The sequence below is a fragment of the Paenibacillus sp. NPDC057886 genome, assembly GCF_042796655.1.
GTDB lineage: Bacteria > Bacillota > Bacilli > Paenibacillales > Paenibacillaceae > Paenibacillus.
Map to the genome: position 1 here is coordinate 563,893 of NZ_JBHVMZ010000001.1, position 16,146 is coordinate 580,038.

Sequence of the window (16,146 nt, forward strand, 5' to 3'; positions counted from 1 at the left end):
GATAGGTCAGGAGGGATGTCATCATGCCAGATTACAGCATCATCGTAGACCTGTCGGATCACATGTTATATCTTTTGGATGGCCCACAGGTGGTTAAGGGCTATCCTGTCGCTATAGGCAAGATGCTCACGCAGACGCCTAACGGCGTGTTTACGATTATTAACAAACAAGAAAATCCTGGAGGGCCATTTGGCGTTCTTTGGATGGGGTTGTCTGCGCCGCATTATGGGATTCATGGAACCAATGATCCTTCATCCATTGGCAAGTCCGTTTCTCATGGATGCATACGCATGTATAACTCGGATGTGTTGGATCTGTCTTCCAAAGTGTCGGTGGGCACACAAGTAACGATCCGGCCCTAGGGCCGGATTTATGAAGAAGGGGATTCTAAAGTCACGGCGTGGCCGAGAGAAAGGGAGTAATAACATGCGAATCAGACCAGCGCGTGAAGGGGATGCGGAAGCCGTAGCCCATGTACATACAGAGAGTTGGAAGACGACATATCGAGGGATCGTGCCGGATGATTTTTTGGACAATCTGATTACGGAATCAAGGCTGTCCCAATGGGAGCGAAATATCCGTTCTGGCGAAAAGCATCAGATTCTGGTGGTGGCTGAACAAGAAGATGGGAAAATTGTCGGATTCGCCTGCGGTGGAAAGGAACGTGAAGGCAAGCTACCTTACGATGCTGAGCTGTATGCTATTTATTTACTGAAAGAAGTGCAACAAACGGGTATTGGCCAGCAACTGGCGAGACACGTCATTCGTTATCTCCATTCACTGGACATGAGAAATTTGTTGATCTGGGCACTGGAGCAAAACTCAGCCTGTCGTTTCTATGAAAAAATGGGCGGAATTCCTGTCCAAACACAGCATATCCGGATTGGCGGTCAAGATCTGTTAGAGGTTGCTTATGGATGGGAGGACTTGACTCTTTTTGGAGAGAAGACGGTGCCCGGTAGTTGAATGAATGAAAATTTGGCTGAATGTGTTGAGCAATGAGGAGCTTTTTCGTTCCGTAGCCCCGGCTGTTGCTCAGCGAACATGGATTAGAAAATACTTTATTTTATAATCAGATAGGGTTCGAGAAAGAGTGACAAAGATTGCGCAGAGTCCGCCTCAAGCTTGATGGGGCGGTCTTTTGCATGTTTTTACACATATGAAAAATAGGTCAGGAAATGATGCGAAAAAGCTGTTTGGTGTACCTGTAATCTGGTTATTTATGGATACACGGGCAGAACAGATCCGTAAATCCAATAGGTAAAGGGGCCTGAACTTCATGTCCATTGACCGTTTCATTCTGAGAAAGCTGAATACTTGTCAGGAAGAAAATACGCGTGATAATCTGGTTCGGTTGTTTGTCATTCGGATCCAAAAGGCCGAGATGGAAGAAGAACACGAAAATTCTTATGTCGTCAGCAGATTGCATTAGAAATAGATAAAAGGGATTGGGTACACAAAAAAGGAAGCTTGTCCTTAGCGGCAAGCTTCCTTTTCCTTATGTTCGCGAATAAATGAATTCGCCGTTTCCATGTTGAAGTAAACAACTGACCCATCTTAATAAAGGGATAAGGCGAGGGAGTCATTTTCGCTACGGCTGTGAAGAATGGCTTCACCACCGACAATCTCAATACTAATCAATGATTGCAGACATTTCTGTAAAGCGCGTTTACCATTGCTAATCTTATGCTCAAGGGCACTGCTAAGCAATCGGAGTGTCTTTTGCACAGGTTGTTTGTTTTCTTGATTAAAATATACAGGGATTGATTTGTTTTGAAAAGTTATTAGTGTTCTCACTAGAAATCACCTCACGAGAGTTATTTCTTACTGGTTATATTAAATTCCAATGCTTAAAATTACCTTAAAATCAGCTTATGAAAACATAAAGGTGAGCAATGTTTGAAAAGTGTTCACAATTCAATTGTGGGCGAAGCAATAAAATTTCCCGAAAAATCAGTTTACAGCTTCCATTTATATGGAAGAAAGATGTATAGTTTCGCATCCTTGCAATAATTAACGTGACTACTGCCTCGAAAGTTCTGAGTCGAATGGACGATATTTTAATATATACGTGGGTCATATGTAACGAAATTACAGGTTGCACATTGCAAACAGGGTGTTAATGTAAGAAAATAGGGTTGGAATAGCGTTTCATCTGCATTTTTTTAATTTAATTTGACACTAGGACAATTTACATATGAGACCATGGGAGGGATTATTTTGATTCTTACCGTGTATTCCGGCCGGGAGGAAGGCGACTGGTTCGACATCGAGGTCCCGGATGAATGTACTATCGAACATCTGAAGACATTGCTGGGAGTCCGCATTTTCGGTCGGGCACCGGGAGAGGGCATTCAGTACATCCTTGAAGCCAAATTTCCGGAAGGATTGTGGTTCTCGCCACAGAACGCACAACAGTTAATGGAAACAGGGCTGCGTCAAGGAAGCTGTGTACGGGTACAACGGGCGTTCTCCACTACTTCTGAAGAAGCGCCAGTGTATGGAAGACGTTCATTGTTTCAGCAGGACAGCAACGAATGAACGATCTGGGCGTATATATTGATTACGGCAATGAAATATAAGGAGGTCTTCTCTTCGTGAATGTGTTATATCAGCGTTCTCCAAGAATGACACCGGTTCTTAAGGAAGAAAGGCTGGAAATTCTCAGACCTCCAACAGAGCCGAGCAAACCTACGTTTTCAATGATTTCTATTATAATACCGATCATGATGACGATGGTCAGTATCGGATTCTACGTATATATCAACATGACGGGCAAAATGGGCAACCCCAATTATATGATGTTTCAGATGATGACTGTCATGATGATGCTTACGTCATATACCATTCCGTTTTTTGTGTATCTGAGCAACAAGAAGTCCTATCGCAAAAAGCTGGAAGAGCGTACAGCCATGTATCGTGCACAGCTGGAGAAGCACCGTGAAGAACTGAAGGAAGCCCAGTCAGAGCAAGTGAAGAGTCTATATGAGATTCATGGAGATCCTAATGTGTGTCTGCAAGTGGTCAAGAATCGCAACAGTTCGTTATGGGAACGTTCCCCTGAGGATGATGACTTCTTACAGGTGCGAATTGGCACGGGAGAAATTCCTTTTCGGATCAAACTGCAGGTTCCTCGTGTGGACGGGTATGAAAAGGATGAGTTGATTGAAGCGGCTCATGAACTCGCTGCTGAATTCGAGACGGTGCCAGATGCGTCGATTACATTACCCCTGTTTCAGTCCAAAGTGATGGGCCTCGTCGGTAATCGTGAGGAAGTACTTTCTTCACTTCGAGTGATCATCTCACAACTGACCGTTCGTCATTCACCGGATGAATTAAAGATTGCTGCCTTTTATGAAGAAAAGGAATCAAAGGAATGGGATTGGCTGCGCTGGCTGCCCCACATTTGGGATGAAGATCAGGGACAACGCTATATGGCCGACAGGCACAGCGGTGCGCATCAATTGGCGGACAGCTTGTTTTCCGTGTTGAACCGTAGGCGCAATAATAAGGAAGATCGCTACAAGAAAACCGTGCAAACTCCATGTTATGTGGTGGTTCTCTCGGATACTCAATTAATAGAAGAAGAGCCGCTGCTTCCCCTGCTGCTGGAATCGGCACAGGAGATCGATGTGTGTACCATCATTCTGGCAAACCGCAAGGAATCGCTACCCATGCATTGTCAGTTAATTATGGAGGCTTCGAAAGGCAATGGACTCTATATCAAAAAAACCGAGGATGCCGACGTGATCAGACAAACGTACACGCCAGATGTGATCTCCAGAGAGTCCGCAGAGGCGCTCTCGCGTTATATGTCACCGATCCGTCTGAAACGTTCATCCGCTTCGGATATACCACAGATGCTTCCGTTGTTCGATATGTTAAGTACATCACGAGTAGAGGATCTGGACGTGGTCACACGCTGGAGCCAGACACGTTACCCGGACACACTTCCTGTACCAATGGGCGTGCGAGCTGGCGGCAAGAAAATTGCGATTAACTTACATGATAAAATCGAACGTCAGGGCCATGGCCCGCATGGTCTGATCGCAGGTACAACGGGCTCCGGCAAAAGTGAAGTTATCCAGTCGATTGTGGCCTCTCTGGCTGCCGAGTTCCATCCGCATGATCTGGCCTTTATGTTGATTGACTATAAGGGCGGCGGGATGTCGAATACATTTGTGGGCCTGCCTCACGTCGTCGGCACGATCACCAATCTGGATGGGAATTTGATTGAACGAGCCAATATTTCACTTCGGGCGGAACTGGTCAGAAGGCAAAAAATATTAAATGATGCAGGAAATCTCCAGCACATTGACGAGTATTACAAAATTCTGCGTTCCAGACATGAACAGCCGTTGCCGCACTTAGTTATCATCATTGACGAGTTTGCTCAATTAAAGCGGGATCAGCCGGAGTTCATGGATGAATTAATCAGCATAGCGGCCATCGGCCGGACACTGGGTGTACATCTAATACTGGCAACCCAGAAGCCTGCCGGTGTGGTCGATGATAAAATCTGGAGCAATTCTCGTTTCCGTATCTGTCTTCGCGTTCAAAGTGAAGGGGATAGTCGGGATATGATCAAAATTCCGAATGCGGCCTGGATCACCAAGCCGGGTCGTGGATATTTCCAGGTAGGCAGTGATGAAGTGTTTGAGGAAATGCAATTTGCCTGGAGCGGTGCGCCGTATAATCAGCAGGAAGATACAACGACGGTACTGCCTGTTATGGAAGTTCGTTTGAATGGGAAACGGGAGCCACTCTTAACTGGAGAGCGCAGAGCTGTGCTCAAAGGGGAGGATGTGCCCAAGCAGCTTCAGGTATTTATTGATTATGTGGCGGAAGCAGCAGCAGAGGCGGGGATCACCCGATTACCAGGACCATGGTTGCCGCCCTTGCCTGAAACACTCGAATGGGAAAGCCTTAACGACTGGCAGGAAGAAGAGAATCGTGAGGCATTGCTTGACGGCGGTGCCAGTGGCCTGAATCCTGTAGTTGGCCTGCTCGATGATCTGCCTAATCAAAGACAGCAGCCGCTCGCACTTCCGGTGGATCAGGGACATCTGGTTGTATACGGTATGCCTGGTCTGGGGAAAACGACGTTTGTGCAAACCTTGCTGATGTCACTGGCCCGTTCTAAGCGGACTGAGCCTTGGCATGGCTATATTATTGATATGGGCCGGATGATGAAGGATTTCGCAGGCTTGCCTCAGATCGGTGCGGTAATGATGTCTGAAGAGGAAGATCGGATCAAGCGGTTATTCCGATACATCCTGAAACTGTCAGCACAACGCAAAGACATGATCTCGGAAGCCGGGGTTAAGACAATATCAGCCTACCGTCGCACAGCCCATGCAGCCGTACCGCAAATTGTAGTTGTTATCGATGGTTATCTTTCTTTCCGAAATGCGTATCCCGAGGAGAATGAACTTCTGGAAACGATCCTTCGTGAAGGCGGCAGCCTGGGAATCACATTTATCCTCACGGCCAACCGTGTTACGGATGTATTCGAGAAATTCAGAAGCAATATTCCCAATGCGGTTTCGTTTGAATTATCTGATCCAAGCGACTATTATTACGCAGTGGGTCGGCCGTCCAAGGCACCTAGCCAGCTTCCACCTGGAAGAGGATTGGTCAAAGGACAGGTTCCTCCACTGATGTTCCAGGCGGCGTTGCCGTCATCCGGAGCAGATGAAGGCAAGCGTTCCTCCGCTCTGCGCCGCACAATTGCAGAAATCGGAGAAGGCTGGAACGGAGAAGAAGCGCCGCAGATTGCGCCTCTCCCGGAAGAGGTTAAGCTCAAAGATGTGCTTATCCGTACAGGAACCTTCGGGCAAGTCGGAGACGTATCATCCTTAACAGTACCCGTAGGTTTGCTGACCGATGATCTGGAACCCTTCCAGCTGAATTTGCGTGAAGGGCCGCATTTCATGGTTACGAGTCCGATGGAAGGCGGAAAAACGACATTTTTGCTGACCTGGATGTTATCCCTTGCCTATCATGCGTCTCCTGAAGACGTGCAAATATACACGGTAGATATGCGGTATGGTTCCGGAGGACTGGGGGAAATCAGCAGTTTGCCCCATGTCCGTGGACATGTATCCCGTGAAGAACAGCTTGCACCTGTGATCCAACAGTTGTACGATGAAGTTCTAAAAAGAGGCGAGTTAACCGGTGGACCGGAGATCGTTCTTGTTATAGACGATGCGGATACGTTATCCAAACAATTAAATGATTTTAATGTGAAGGATCAATTGGGAGCGATCGTTCGTCAAGGCAGGGATCGAGGCATACATGTGATTCTGTCAGGAGTTCCGGCAGACTTCCCAACCTTTGGTTCTGACTGGGTGAACGATGTGAAGGCTTCCCAGAGCGGATTGTTGTTCGGGACTTTAGACCCTAATGATCTCTCGTTCTTCCGTATACCTTATTCGGAATCCGGGGGGAGTTCAAATGGGCTGAAGGTACTGCCTCCGGGTCAAGGTTATTATGTAAAACGTAAATATTCCAGGGTTAAAGGTGCAATTCCATGTGATGGCACCTGGAAAATGACCGATTGGATTTCTGAAATTCGTGACCGATGGCATGTTGTAGTTTGAGGGGAGGTGGCTCATAATGTTGACGGTTCATGATTCCAAGCAAAAGGTAGTCACTTTGCAAATAAAAGAGCTTTTTTTCCTGGCCGGTATTCTCGGTTCAGACCGATTGCTTGGCGTGGAAGATCCGTTCCGCGGATATATGGCGGAAGACATTGCTTTGGAGTGGGAGCGTGTGAAAACATCCCTGCTCGACAAAGGATATCTGATTCAGGATCAGGACAGCAATGAGCTGATCATGACACCGACCGTTTTCTCCAGGGTAGCCATTGCGGGACTGTCCGACAGGGCTTGCTGGATTCGCTACACGCACAGCGGCAAGTCGTATGAAAGTTATGTGCACTGCACGGATGAACGTGTCGTTGAAGTATCCCGTGTTGCAGACGAACCGGATTCGTTCCGGCTGAGTGATCTGGGGAATGTTCGTGAAGCGATTGATTTTCTGATTCAAAGAATGAATTGGAGTGGTCATTCTCCGGCGGAAAAGCCGGCTCTGATGTGCTCCAAGAAAAAATTCTATGATGTGATGAATGATCTGAAGAACAAAGAATTACAGGCAGTGGCTGATGAGTTGGTACAAGAGACGAGCGATCCTGAGGGGTCACTTGCGCTTGCGCGCTGTCTGGTGAACAAGGAATCAGAGGGGGAACTGCGGTTGCTCGTATGGAACGGAGAAGGGTGGAAATCACAGTCTGCAGCTTTCGCTGCAAGTACGGTATCCAACTGGCTGTTTCGCATGAGTACTGCGGCTTCAGATGATTGGCTTGTTGCAGCACTGACTACAAGAGAACAGTTTCACGAGATGCTGCTGGACTGGCTTAAACAGCCTGCAGGGGAAGAGGAAAGGTGATGGTAAATGCGCATTCGTGTGGAACCGGATGTGCTTCGGGCACTGAGCAGGCAGATTCAGTATGCGGCGGAGCAAATACAGCAAAAGATGACAGTATTGGATCAGGCCATTCATTCGCTGGAGTGGGATCTTGAAGCCCGCGCCGCGATCATGAATGAATGGAATCACAGCAAGCGACTCTGCGAAGCAGCAGTACGTCGTTTTATGGACTTGAGCGTACAGCTGGGACGCAAGGCCTTGTTATTCCAGCAGGTGGACATGGAGTATCGTACAGTGTTGAGTCATGTGAACACAGCCTATGGCAATGCGGTCAATATGTTGAATGTTCTTCAGACGGAGCGTGCAGGAGAGATTATGCCTGCGCATTCGGCAACTGCTGCTGTTGTATCCGATCCATTTTCCGCGGTAGCGGCAGTGTACCGTGTACAGGATGCCGCACCGCCTGATGGCTCGCCGGCGACCCTGATTCAGGCCATGCAGCCTGAACCTGTGGCGTGGAGATTCACAGATCCCTCCTTTCGTGGGAGAAGAGGAACCGAACCTGTGGTTTCCTGAGCTCACGGGGTACAAGGCTGAATAAGCAAGACAGCAGAAAGTGAATTTTTGTATAAATAGGCTGTTAGGTGAAGTTTCGAATGCCAAAAATGGGGTAAATAGGATTAGGTCCTTCGGCTTTTGTCCGATCGATCCTTGTATAGTACAATTTGAACAAGTGAATTTAATTGCACAAACCAAGGAGGAATTTACAAATGGCAGGACGTATTTTAGTTACCCCAGAACAGCTTGATCAGGTTTCCAACCAATTTAAACAAAGCGGTGAGCAAAGTCAGCAAATCGTTTCTACATTGACTCAATCCATCACAAGCATGGAAGGACAATGGGAAGGTATGACGAAACAACGCTTCTTCCAGGAATTCCAGGAAGCCAGCAAACAAATGCAATCTTTCGTTCAAACGCTGAATAGCATCAGCGCGGAACTGACGGCTATTGCCAACAAATTCCGTACGGCAGACCAAGCTCGCTAATCTGCGATACATAGTTCGGGCAGGTTCCATATCCGAATTCGCCCAGAATCATATGCAGGAAGCAAGCTGATGATTTACAACTACAGCAAAAACCGGGCGTTTTCACAACACCCGGTTTTTGTTGCACTATGACAGAATGACAGAGAGAGGGATGAGCATGTCTTTTCAACCAAATCCCGGGGATGAAGTGGTGATTAACGACATTGCCTATATCATTGGGCAGCATCCGGCTGCACCTGGTCTGGCTTACGCCCAAGCTGGAAGGCAGGGTATCGTCTATCAGTTGTTACCCCGAAACGGTTCCATAAGTGGGGCCAAAGCACTAAAAGTATTTTTTCCTAAATTCCGTATCCCGGCTATGGTGTATCAGTCTGAGCATATGGAGTCTTATAGTGAACTGCCAGGTTTGCAGGTATGCAAGCGTGATGTGCTCACTCCGGAAAGAAACGGAGCGCTCATTGGAGAACATCCTGATCTGTTGTATGCGGTATTGATGCCGTGGGTGCATGGTCTGACCTGGTTCGATGTAATCAGCGATCAGAAGCAGCTGACAGCAGAGGAAAGTCTGAAGCTGGCGAGAGCCCTGGCCGGGACCGGCTCGGCCATGGAACAGCGCGGACTGGCTCATTGTGATTTGTCCGCACCCAATGTGATGATTCCGTTTTTTTCCGAAGTGGAGAACCTGAGAGGGGTTTCAGCAGTTGAACTGGTAGATGTAGAGCAGATGTACGGTTCCAGAATGGATCGTCCGGATGCATTGCTTGCCGGTTCACCGGGGTATGCGGCCCATCGGACAGTGCACAGCGGTTTGTGGAGTGCGTATGCCGATCGTTTTGCCGGAGCAGTTATCATTGCTGAAATGTTAAGTTGGTCTGATGCATCGATTGTGGAGAAAGCATGGGGAGAAAGTTATTTTGACCAGCACGAAATGCAGACGGTAAATGAACGTTATTATGCCATGAGAGAGTCGCTGCAGAAGCGCTGGGGATCTAAGGTGTCCGATCTGTTTATTCGTGCCTGGGAGAGTCATGATCTCAGCAACTGTCCTACGTTTGGCGAATGGTTCGTGGCGCTGGCTGCTGTGGACATCCATCTGGCAAGTGCAGCATCTGTTGAAAAATCTGAAGTCAAGACTTCAGACCAGACAAATGCAGTGGAGACGAACCAGATCAAAGGGACAGAAGCAGCGAGCGGTATATCGGATAAGCAGGGAAATACGGATCAGAACGTGCCCGCCGTGGAACCTTCGCCTGGTCAGGAAGCGGTAGTAAATCGTCTCTTCCTTCAGGCGAGAGCATTGGAGGATGAAGGCAAACCGGCTGCGGCGTTGGAAGTGTATCGTTCCCTGCATCATTTCATTCCGGATAACAGTGCGATGCAAATGGAAGTTGAGGCTGCGATTCAAGAGCTGGACGCGAAGCTAAATCCCAAGCATGATGATGCAGCCCAGCCAGCCAAGATTCCTTTTTATCGATCCAAAAAGTTTATGATTTCTTCGGCGGTGCTGATTGTACTGCTGGCTGGAACCGTGCCGACGGTTAAAATATTGGCTGATCAGGCCGAACTAAAGGCTGCGGAAGAGGCTGAAGCTGCGAGGGTGACTGCGCTGAAGCAGCAGGAAGAAGAAAAGAAACAAAAAGAAGCAGATGCAGCGAAGCTTGATGCAGAGGAAAAGAAAAAGTTGGCTGAAGCGGAGAAAAAGCAGGCAGAGGCCAAGAAGAAGGAAGAAGAGCGTAAAGCGCTTCAGGCCAAGTATGATAAGCAGGCGAAATATGAGGCTTATCTTGCCAAGCAGAAGCAACAGAAGCTTGATGCAGCCAAGAAGGCAGAACAGGAAAAGTACGACAAACAGGCGAAATATGAAGCGTATCTGGTCTGGAAAAAAGAAAATGACGCCAAAATTGCTAAGCAGGAAGCCGAGCGCAAGGCAGCAGCCGAGGCTCAGCGAAAACAGGAGGCGGCCCAGAAAGCTGCGCTCAAGAAAAAACGGGCCCAGAATGTTGTCACACTGATTGCCCATTACAATAAAACGTATAATGCGCAAAAAGGCAGGAAAATTGAGAATGCCGAATCATACGCGCGTGATTTCAAAAATCTGTACAATACCGATGCGAGCTATTTCAAAGGTGTCGGTAAAGTGGCAGCACGAATGAATGCGATCAATAAATTCCTGAGCAATACCGATTATACATTGCCCAACTTGTAAAATAACGTAAACGACGGAGGTGACACATCCCAGATGAACTACACAATTCAAGCATCCCAGCGCACACCTGCACTGATTATCTATTTAATTGATATTAGCGCCTCCATGAATATGGTTCTGGACAACCGTCGGCGGATTGATGTCGTCTATGATGCCTTATCTCTGGCTATTCGCCAAATGGTGTTTCGTTCGACCAAGGGGAACCGATTAACACCCCGTTACAGGATCGCGATTCTGGCATACAGCGATGATGTGTACGATCTGTTGAACGGGATTAAGGGCATCGATGAAATCGCTGCTGTAGGCTCCTTGCCCGACTTAACGCCGAAAAGATTCTCGGATTCAGCGAAGGCTTTCCTGCAGGCTGAGAAAATTCTACAGGCTGAAATTCCAAATATGCAGGATTGTCCTGCGCCGCTTGTATGTCATATGACCGATGGGGTAGCTACAGGCGAAGATCCGGAGCCCATTGCCAAAAGAATCATGGGTATGAGTGTGCCTGATGGCAATGTACTCGTCGAGAATATTTTTATATCCGATCATCTGCTGGAAGGCCCTATTCCGGAGCCCCGAAGATGGAAGGGAATATCTCAGCAGACGATCCTTCAGGATGAACATGGGGAGAAGCTGCGCAATATGTCCTCAGTTCTGCCGGAAAGTTATCGTGAAATGCTGGTTGAGGCGGATTATTTGCTTTCACCTGGTGCACTGATGATGCTTCCTGGTACTTGTGCAGAACTGGTATCCATCGGATTTCAGATGTCCGCTGCTACGCCTGTGAGATAGGAGGGGAATCATGAGAGCGATGCGTTTGGCAACATTGTCTGCTGGAGATAAGGGAAGCCGTGCGGACCATTATCAGGGCAACTTTCGCTATGTGAGTGTCCAGACGGGGGAACAGCCCTTGACCCGTTATCAAGGTAGATTCAAGTGCAGGTATGGTTATGGAAGAGCGGCGGAGACCGTTAATCAGGGAGACACCGGACAGGATTTTGCTGCGGTTCGCATGAATGGTAATGTGTGTACTTTCGTATTATGTGATGGGGTAGGCATGAGTTACCTTGGTGATTTTGCTGCACGCTTTCTGGGGAACGCCTTGCTGGAATGGCTGGAAACGACTCAGCATCCTTCTTTGGATGCTATGGAGCGCCTGCTTCATGATTTAACCAGTCCTGCATCCGAACAGCTGGAGAAGTTGCAGCCTTTGGAAAACTCGCCTTTACTGCTGCGGGAAGTGCTGATGGAGAAACGGAGCAGGGGAAGTCAGGCCATGTATGTGTGTGGACGCATCGAGCTCTTGGCAGGCAATCGAAAAAGCAAGGTATGGCTAGCCTGGCAAGGGGACTCCCGTATTCGTCTTTGGCGTAACGGTCGGGAACAATCAGCAGCATTTCAGGTGAACTGTCGTACGAATGAACGTTGGTCTACATTGGAGGGGCCAGTTGGTGGCAAACCGCATATCTATGAGGCCAAACTGTCTGCGAATGAAGCGATTCGTCTGCAACTGTACACGGATGGCCTGAATGACCTGGATGCTATCCAGGCTTATATTCCGGATGAGCACATCCAGGTGCTGCTGGATGCAAGACATACGGGCGGGCTTGAAGATGATGCCGCTTTCATTGAGCTGGAATGGTGAGGTCAAGTGAGGATTCCATGACGACTCTGATCATGCTGCTAAAAATGGTGAGCATCACCTGCGAAAAAACTTGTCCGTGTTGATTTAAAAGACACTCTTTTTGGGTAATCTTGTGAAGAATCTACTTACAGATATTGCATGAACGTACATTCTTACATAATTACTGACCGAGAAGGAGTGGAATGGATAATGACACAACATAACGGCAAGCCACGGTTTGAAGGCAAAGTCGCCATTATTACAGGGGCTGGTTCGGGGATTGGCAAAGCGGCAGCGCTCAAACTGGCGAGTGAGGGAGCACATGTTGCGCTGCTCGATCTGGTTAATGATCGGATCTCGGAGACAGAAGCGGAAATTAATAAGCTGCGTGAAGGTGCGGCAAGAGCATTCGATGTAGATATTTCCGATCCTGCCCGGGTGGAAAAGGCAGTCCTGGAGACCATCGAATTGTTCGGCGGTCTGGATATTGTTTTTGCCAACGCAGGCATTAATGGTGTATCGGCACCGATTGAGGAAATTCAGGTTGAGGATTGGCAGCAGATTATTACGACAAATCTGAACGGGACTTTTTTTACGATCAAGTATGCACTGCCTCATATGAAGAAACGTGGTGGAGGCAGTATCATTATCACGAGCTCCATTAATGGTAATCAGCGTTTCTCCAGCTTCGGCATGTCGGCGTACAGTACGTCCAAGGCGGGGCAGGTTGCTTTTGCGAAGATGGCTGCGCTGGAACTGGCCAAGTTCAAAATTCGTGTCAATGTGATCTGTCCTGGAGCGATTGCAACGAATATTGACCAAAGTACGGTCAAAACGGATGAGTTGCATCAAATCGTCATTCCGATGGAATTCCCGGAAGGCCAGCAACCGCTTGCTGACGGGCCGGGTCAGCCAGAGCATGTCGCTGATCTGGTAGCTTTCCTGGCTTCTTCGGAGTCGAGACACATTACAGGTGCGGAAATTGTTATTGACGGTGCAGAGTCGTTGCTGAGCTAACTGGATGTATCAGTGATGAGCCTATACCGGAAGTGGTTTCTCTTTTGGGTCAACATTCCTTTATACAAATGGCGTGAGAATCTAAAAAGCGACCCAATCGACGAAATAACGTCTTTGTGATTCGTTAAATTTGAGATCTGTGCAAATAGGAGCTAATAGCGAGTGCTCGGTTCATTAGAACGACATAACGTTAACTGGAGCTATCCCCCGTCATGTTTATGACTTCTGGGAGAGCTCTTTTTTTGTTATAATGCTAACATTCGCAAAGACACGTGGAGCATCAATTAGGAGAGATGAGATGAAGACAGATTTACCGATACAACAGATTATTCCTGAGCTGATGCAGTTATTTCAGGAGAAGGATACAGGTGTGCTAATTGCGGAGCCGGGTGCGGGTAAAACGACCGTAGTACCGCTGGCACTGCTGGAGGAGCCATGGGTTGCTGGACTGAAAATCATTATGCTGGAGCCTCGCAGACTCGCCGCGCGCTCGGCAGCTGCACGAATGGCGGCTTCACTTGGTGAAAAAGCGGGACAGACTGTAGGGTATCGGGTGCGGATGGATACTCGTGTAAGTCAGTCCACTCGCATTGAAGTGGTGACGGAGGGTGTATTGACCCGGATGCTTCAACAGGACCAGGGACTGGAAGACACGGCGATGATTATCTTTGATGAATTTCATGAGCGGCATTTGCATGGTGACCTTGGTTTGGCACTTGCGCTTGAATCTAGGGCCATGCTGCGGCCTGATCTGAAACTGCTGGTGATGTCGGCAACGCTGGACCCTGCTCCTGTCTGTGCGTTACTTGGCGAGGGAACCAAATGGATAGACTGTCCTGGACGAACGTTTCCGGTGGAAACCCGGTATATATCCAAATCGGCATCCGAGCAGATCGAGACTTTTACAGCTCGGGCTGTTGTTAAGGCACTGGCAGAACATGAAGGGGATGTGCTGGTTTTCCTTCCGGGTGCAAAAGAAATCCATCGCACAGAGCGAGAGTTGTCCAATCTCATGCTTCCTGCGCATGTTCAGGTACATGCTTTATATGGCAGCATGCCTGTAGAACGGCAGGATGAAGCTGTGAGACCCGCAGAAGAAGGTAAACGGAAGGTTGTGCTGTCCACGTCCATTGCCGAATCCAGTCTAACCTTGGCTGGAGTCAAAGTCGTGGTGGATGCGGGGCTGAGCCGTGCCTCGGTATTCTCGCCGCGGACGGGTATGAGTCGGCTCGTCACCCTGCCGGTGTCCAAGGCGTCAGCCGATCAGCGGCGGGGGCGCGCGGGGCGGATTGCACCGGGCGTGTGTTACCGGCTATGGAGCGAAGAGGCCCATGGCGTGCTGCCAGATGCAGCAAAGCCGGAGATTGCCTCCGCGGACCTTGCGCCGCTGGCGCTGGAGCTTGCGGCCTGGGGTGTCCAGTCCCCTGCAGAGCTGCAGTGGCTGGACACCCCGCCTGCCGCAGCCTACGGCCAGGCACAGGCGCTGCTGCGCCAGCTGGGCGGCCTGGATGACGCAGGCCGCATCACGCCCTTCGGGCGGCGGATGAACACGCTTGGCGTGCATCCGCGACTGGCCAGCATGCTGCTCCGCGCGGCGGAGCTTGGGCTGGCCAGCTACGCCAGCATGCTGGCGGCACTGCTGCAGGAGCCTGCCGGCCTCCGCAGCAGTGGCAGTGCAGGCGCGGGCACCGATCTGCGCCCGCGCGTGGAGGCGCTGCTGACTGCGGACAGCAGCGGCATGCCGCAAGCGGCAGCGTCTGTCGCAGACGGTGCTGCCGTGCGGCGCATGCTCCAGGAGAGCCGCCAGCTGCGCTCGGCGCTCGGCTCGGCGGCCGATCCGGTACAGCCGAATGAGGACAGCTGCGGATGGCTGCTGTCCTTCGCTTATCCGGACCGGATCGGGCAACGCCGGGAGGACGGCCGCTATCTGCTGAGCAGCGGCCGCGGGGTACGGCTCGCAGCGACAGAATCGCTGAGCCGTTCAGCTTATCTGGTCGCAGCCGAAGCCGACGACCAGGGCGCGGATGCGCGCATCCTGCTGGCTGCGCCAGTGCAGGAGAAGAGATTGCTGGAGCTAGGTCCACATCTGCTGCATGAAGAAGTACAGGTGGCCTGGGACCGAAACACCCGCAGTGTGCGGGCACATAGAAGGTTGCGAATTGGAGCCATTACGTTGAAAGAGAGCAGTATTGCACAGCCACCCGAAGAACAGGTGCTGGAAGCATTGCTCTCGGGAATACGTATCGAAGGGCTGGATTGTCTGCCCTGGACAAAATCATCGCGACAGCTGGCGGACAGGATGCGCTTTTTGCATTATCATTTGCCGGAATGGCCGGATCTCATCGAAGATCATCTGACCGAAGAACTGGCAGAGCATCTCAGCCCTTTTCTGACAGGCATGCGATCTGCTGCGGATCTCAAGAGATTGTCGATGCAGGATGTGCTGCTCGGCGGACTAAACTGGGAACAGCGACAGCAATTGGATCGTGAAGCGCCTACACATATTCAGGTGCCTAGTGGTTCGCGCATTCCTGTGGATTACAGCCGACCTGAAGATCCTGCGCTCGCAGTTAGACTGCAGGAGATGTTTGGGCAGCAGGAGACTCCGCGTATTGGCGGTGGTCGAGTACCGCTGACCATGCATTTGTTGTCTCCGGCGCAGCGGCCTGTACAGGTCACACGAGATCTGGCCAATTTTTGGCGGGAGACTTATTTTGAGGTCAAAAAAGATTTAAAAGGCCGTTATCCCAAGCACTATTGGCCGGATGATCCGCTTGAAGCGATAGCGACTAACCGGGCTAAACCAAGAGTTTAGCTAGCATGTGTTTTCA

At 49.7% G+C, this 16,146-nt stretch carries 14 protein-coding genes; 13 read left to right on the forward strand and 1 reads right to left on the reverse strand.

The genetic code is table 11. The annotated features are described in order from the left end of the window. Window positions 1–23: 23 nt before the first annotated feature. From ACFVQB_RS02540 to ACFVQB_RS02550, 3 genes are all read left to right on the forward strand, one after another. Window positions 24–362 carry a L,D-transpeptidase gene (locus ACFVQB_RS02540; protein ID WP_379434852.1) on the forward strand — a complete coding sequence of 113 codons (339 nt, stop codon included), beginning with the start codon at window positions 24–26 and terminating at the stop codon, window positions 360–362. Window positions 363–426: 64 nt separating this feature from the next. Continuing rightward, window positions 427–966 (forward strand): GNAT family N-acetyltransferase, encoded by a 540-nt coding sequence (locus ACFVQB_RS02545; protein ID WP_379434853.1) that lies wholly within the window; start codon window positions 427–429, stop codon window positions 964–966. Between the two features lie 313 nt (window positions 967–1,279). After that, window positions 1,280–1,432, forward strand: a complete 153-nt coding sequence (locus tag ACFVQB_RS02550; RefSeq protein ID WP_379434854.1) for a hypothetical protein — start codon at window positions 1,280–1,282, stop codon at window positions 1,430–1,432. Between the two features lie 125 nt (window positions 1,433–1,557). Here the strand turns inward: ACFVQB_RS02550 and ACFVQB_RS02555 are convergent, their stop codons facing one another. Next, complete coding sequence (locus tag ACFVQB_RS02555; protein WP_024630323.1) at window positions 1,558–1,797, reverse strand: hypothetical protein; 240 nt, start codon at window positions 1,795–1,797, stop codon at window positions 1,558–1,560. A gap of 423 nt (window positions 1,798–2,220) precedes the next feature. Between ACFVQB_RS02555 and ACFVQB_RS02560 the strand changes: the two genes are divergently transcribed. The 10 genes from ACFVQB_RS02560 (at window position 2,221) to hrpB (ending at window position 16,130) form a co-directional block, all read left to right on the forward strand. After that, window positions 2,221–2,541 (forward strand): hypothetical protein, encoded by a 321-nt coding sequence (locus ACFVQB_RS02560; RefSeq protein ID WP_379434855.1) that lies wholly within the window; start codon window positions 2,221–2,223, stop codon window positions 2,539–2,541. Window positions 2,542–2,597: 56 nt separating this feature from the next. Continuing rightward, window positions 2,598–6,602, forward strand: coding sequence for a type VII secretion protein EssC (gene essC / locus ACFVQB_RS02565; RefSeq protein WP_379434856.1), 4,005 nt, complete (start codon window positions 2,598–2,600; stop codon window positions 6,600–6,602). A gap of 16 nt (window positions 6,603–6,618) precedes the next feature. Beyond that, complete coding sequence (locus ACFVQB_RS02570; RefSeq protein ID WP_109999890.1) at window positions 6,619–7,449, forward strand: hypothetical protein; 831 nt, start codon at window positions 6,619–6,621, stop codon at window positions 7,447–7,449. 6 nt (window positions 7,450–7,455) lie between these two features. Beyond that, complete coding sequence (locus ACFVQB_RS02575; protein WP_063566322.1) at window positions 7,456–8,004, forward strand: WXG100 family type VII secretion target; 549 nt, start codon at window positions 7,456–7,458, stop codon at window positions 8,002–8,004. 194 nt (window positions 8,005–8,198) lie between these two features. Next, window positions 8,199–8,474 (forward strand): WXG100 family type VII secretion target, encoded by a 276-nt coding sequence (locus ACFVQB_RS02580; RefSeq protein WP_017689071.1) that lies wholly within the window; start codon window positions 8,199–8,201, stop codon window positions 8,472–8,474. A gap of 157 nt (window positions 8,475–8,631) precedes the next feature. Then, on the forward strand, window positions 8,632–10,680 hold the full coding sequence (locus ACFVQB_RS02585; RefSeq protein WP_379434857.1) for a serine/threonine-protein kinase: 2,049 nt from the start codon (window positions 8,632–8,634) through the stop codon (window positions 10,678–10,680). A gap of 33 nt (window positions 10,681–10,713) precedes the next feature. Next, complete coding sequence (locus ACFVQB_RS02590; RefSeq protein ID WP_379434858.1) at window positions 10,714–11,466, forward strand: vWA domain-containing protein; 753 nt, start codon at window positions 10,714–10,716, stop codon at window positions 11,464–11,466. Between the two features lie 10 nt (window positions 11,467–11,476). Further along, window positions 11,477–12,319, forward strand: a complete 843-nt coding sequence (locus ACFVQB_RS02595; RefSeq protein WP_379434859.1) for a protein phosphatase 2C domain-containing protein — start codon at window positions 11,477–11,479, stop codon at window positions 12,317–12,319. A gap of 189 nt (window positions 12,320–12,508) precedes the next feature. Next, window positions 12,509–13,315 carry an SDR family oxidoreductase gene (locus ACFVQB_RS02600; RefSeq protein WP_379434860.1) on the forward strand — a complete coding sequence of 269 codons (807 nt, stop codon included), beginning with the start codon at window positions 12,509–12,511 and terminating at the stop codon, window positions 13,313–13,315. Between the two features lie 298 nt (window positions 13,316–13,613). Next, complete coding sequence (gene hrpB / locus ACFVQB_RS02605; protein ID WP_379434861.1) at window positions 13,614–16,130, forward strand: ATP-dependent helicase HrpB; 2,517 nt, start codon at window positions 13,614–13,616, stop codon at window positions 16,128–16,130. The last annotated feature ends 16 nt before the right edge of the window (window positions 16,131–16,146 follow it).

Excerpts from the sequence above, each read along its gene's own strand:
- ACFVQB_RS02540 (WP_379434852.1), top strand. The coding sequence starts at position 24 with ATGCCAGATTACAGCATCATCGTAGACCTGTCGGATCACATGTTATAT.
- ACFVQB_RS02545 (WP_379434853.1), top strand. The coding sequence starts at position 427 with ATGCGAATCAGACCAGCGCGTGAAGGGGATGCGGAAGCCGTAGCCCAT.
- ACFVQB_RS02550 (WP_379434854.1), top strand. The coding sequence starts at position 1,280 with ATGTCCATTGACCGTTTCATTCTGAGAAAGCTGAATACTTGTCAGGAA.
- ACFVQB_RS02570 (WP_109999890.1), top strand. The coding sequence starts at position 6,619 with ATGTTGACGGTTCATGATTCCAAGCAAAAGGTAGTCACTTTGCAAATA.
- ACFVQB_RS02575 (WP_063566322.1), top strand. The coding sequence starts at position 7,456 with ATGCGCATTCGTGTGGAACCGGATGTGCTTCGGGCACTGAGCAGGCAG.
- ACFVQB_RS02580 (WP_017689071.1), top strand. The coding sequence starts at position 8,199 with ATGGCAGGACGTATTTTAGTTACCCCAGAACAGCTTGATCAGGTTTCC.
- ACFVQB_RS02585 (WP_379434857.1), top strand. The coding sequence starts at position 8,632 with ATGTCTTTTCAACCAAATCCCGGGGATGAAGTGGTGATTAACGACATT.
- ACFVQB_RS02590 (WP_379434858.1), top strand. The coding sequence starts at position 10,714 with ATGAACTACACAATTCAAGCATCCCAGCGCACACCTGCACTGATTATC.
- ACFVQB_RS02595 (WP_379434859.1), top strand. The coding sequence starts at position 11,477 with ATGAGAGCGATGCGTTTGGCAACATTGTCTGCTGGAGATAAGGGAAGC.
- ACFVQB_RS02600 (WP_379434860.1), top strand. The coding sequence starts at position 12,509 with ATGACACAACATAACGGCAAGCCACGGTTTGAAGGCAAAGTCGCCATT.
- hrpB (WP_379434861.1), top strand. The coding sequence starts at position 13,614 with ATGAAGACAGATTTACCGATACAACAGATTATTCCTGAGCTGATGCAG.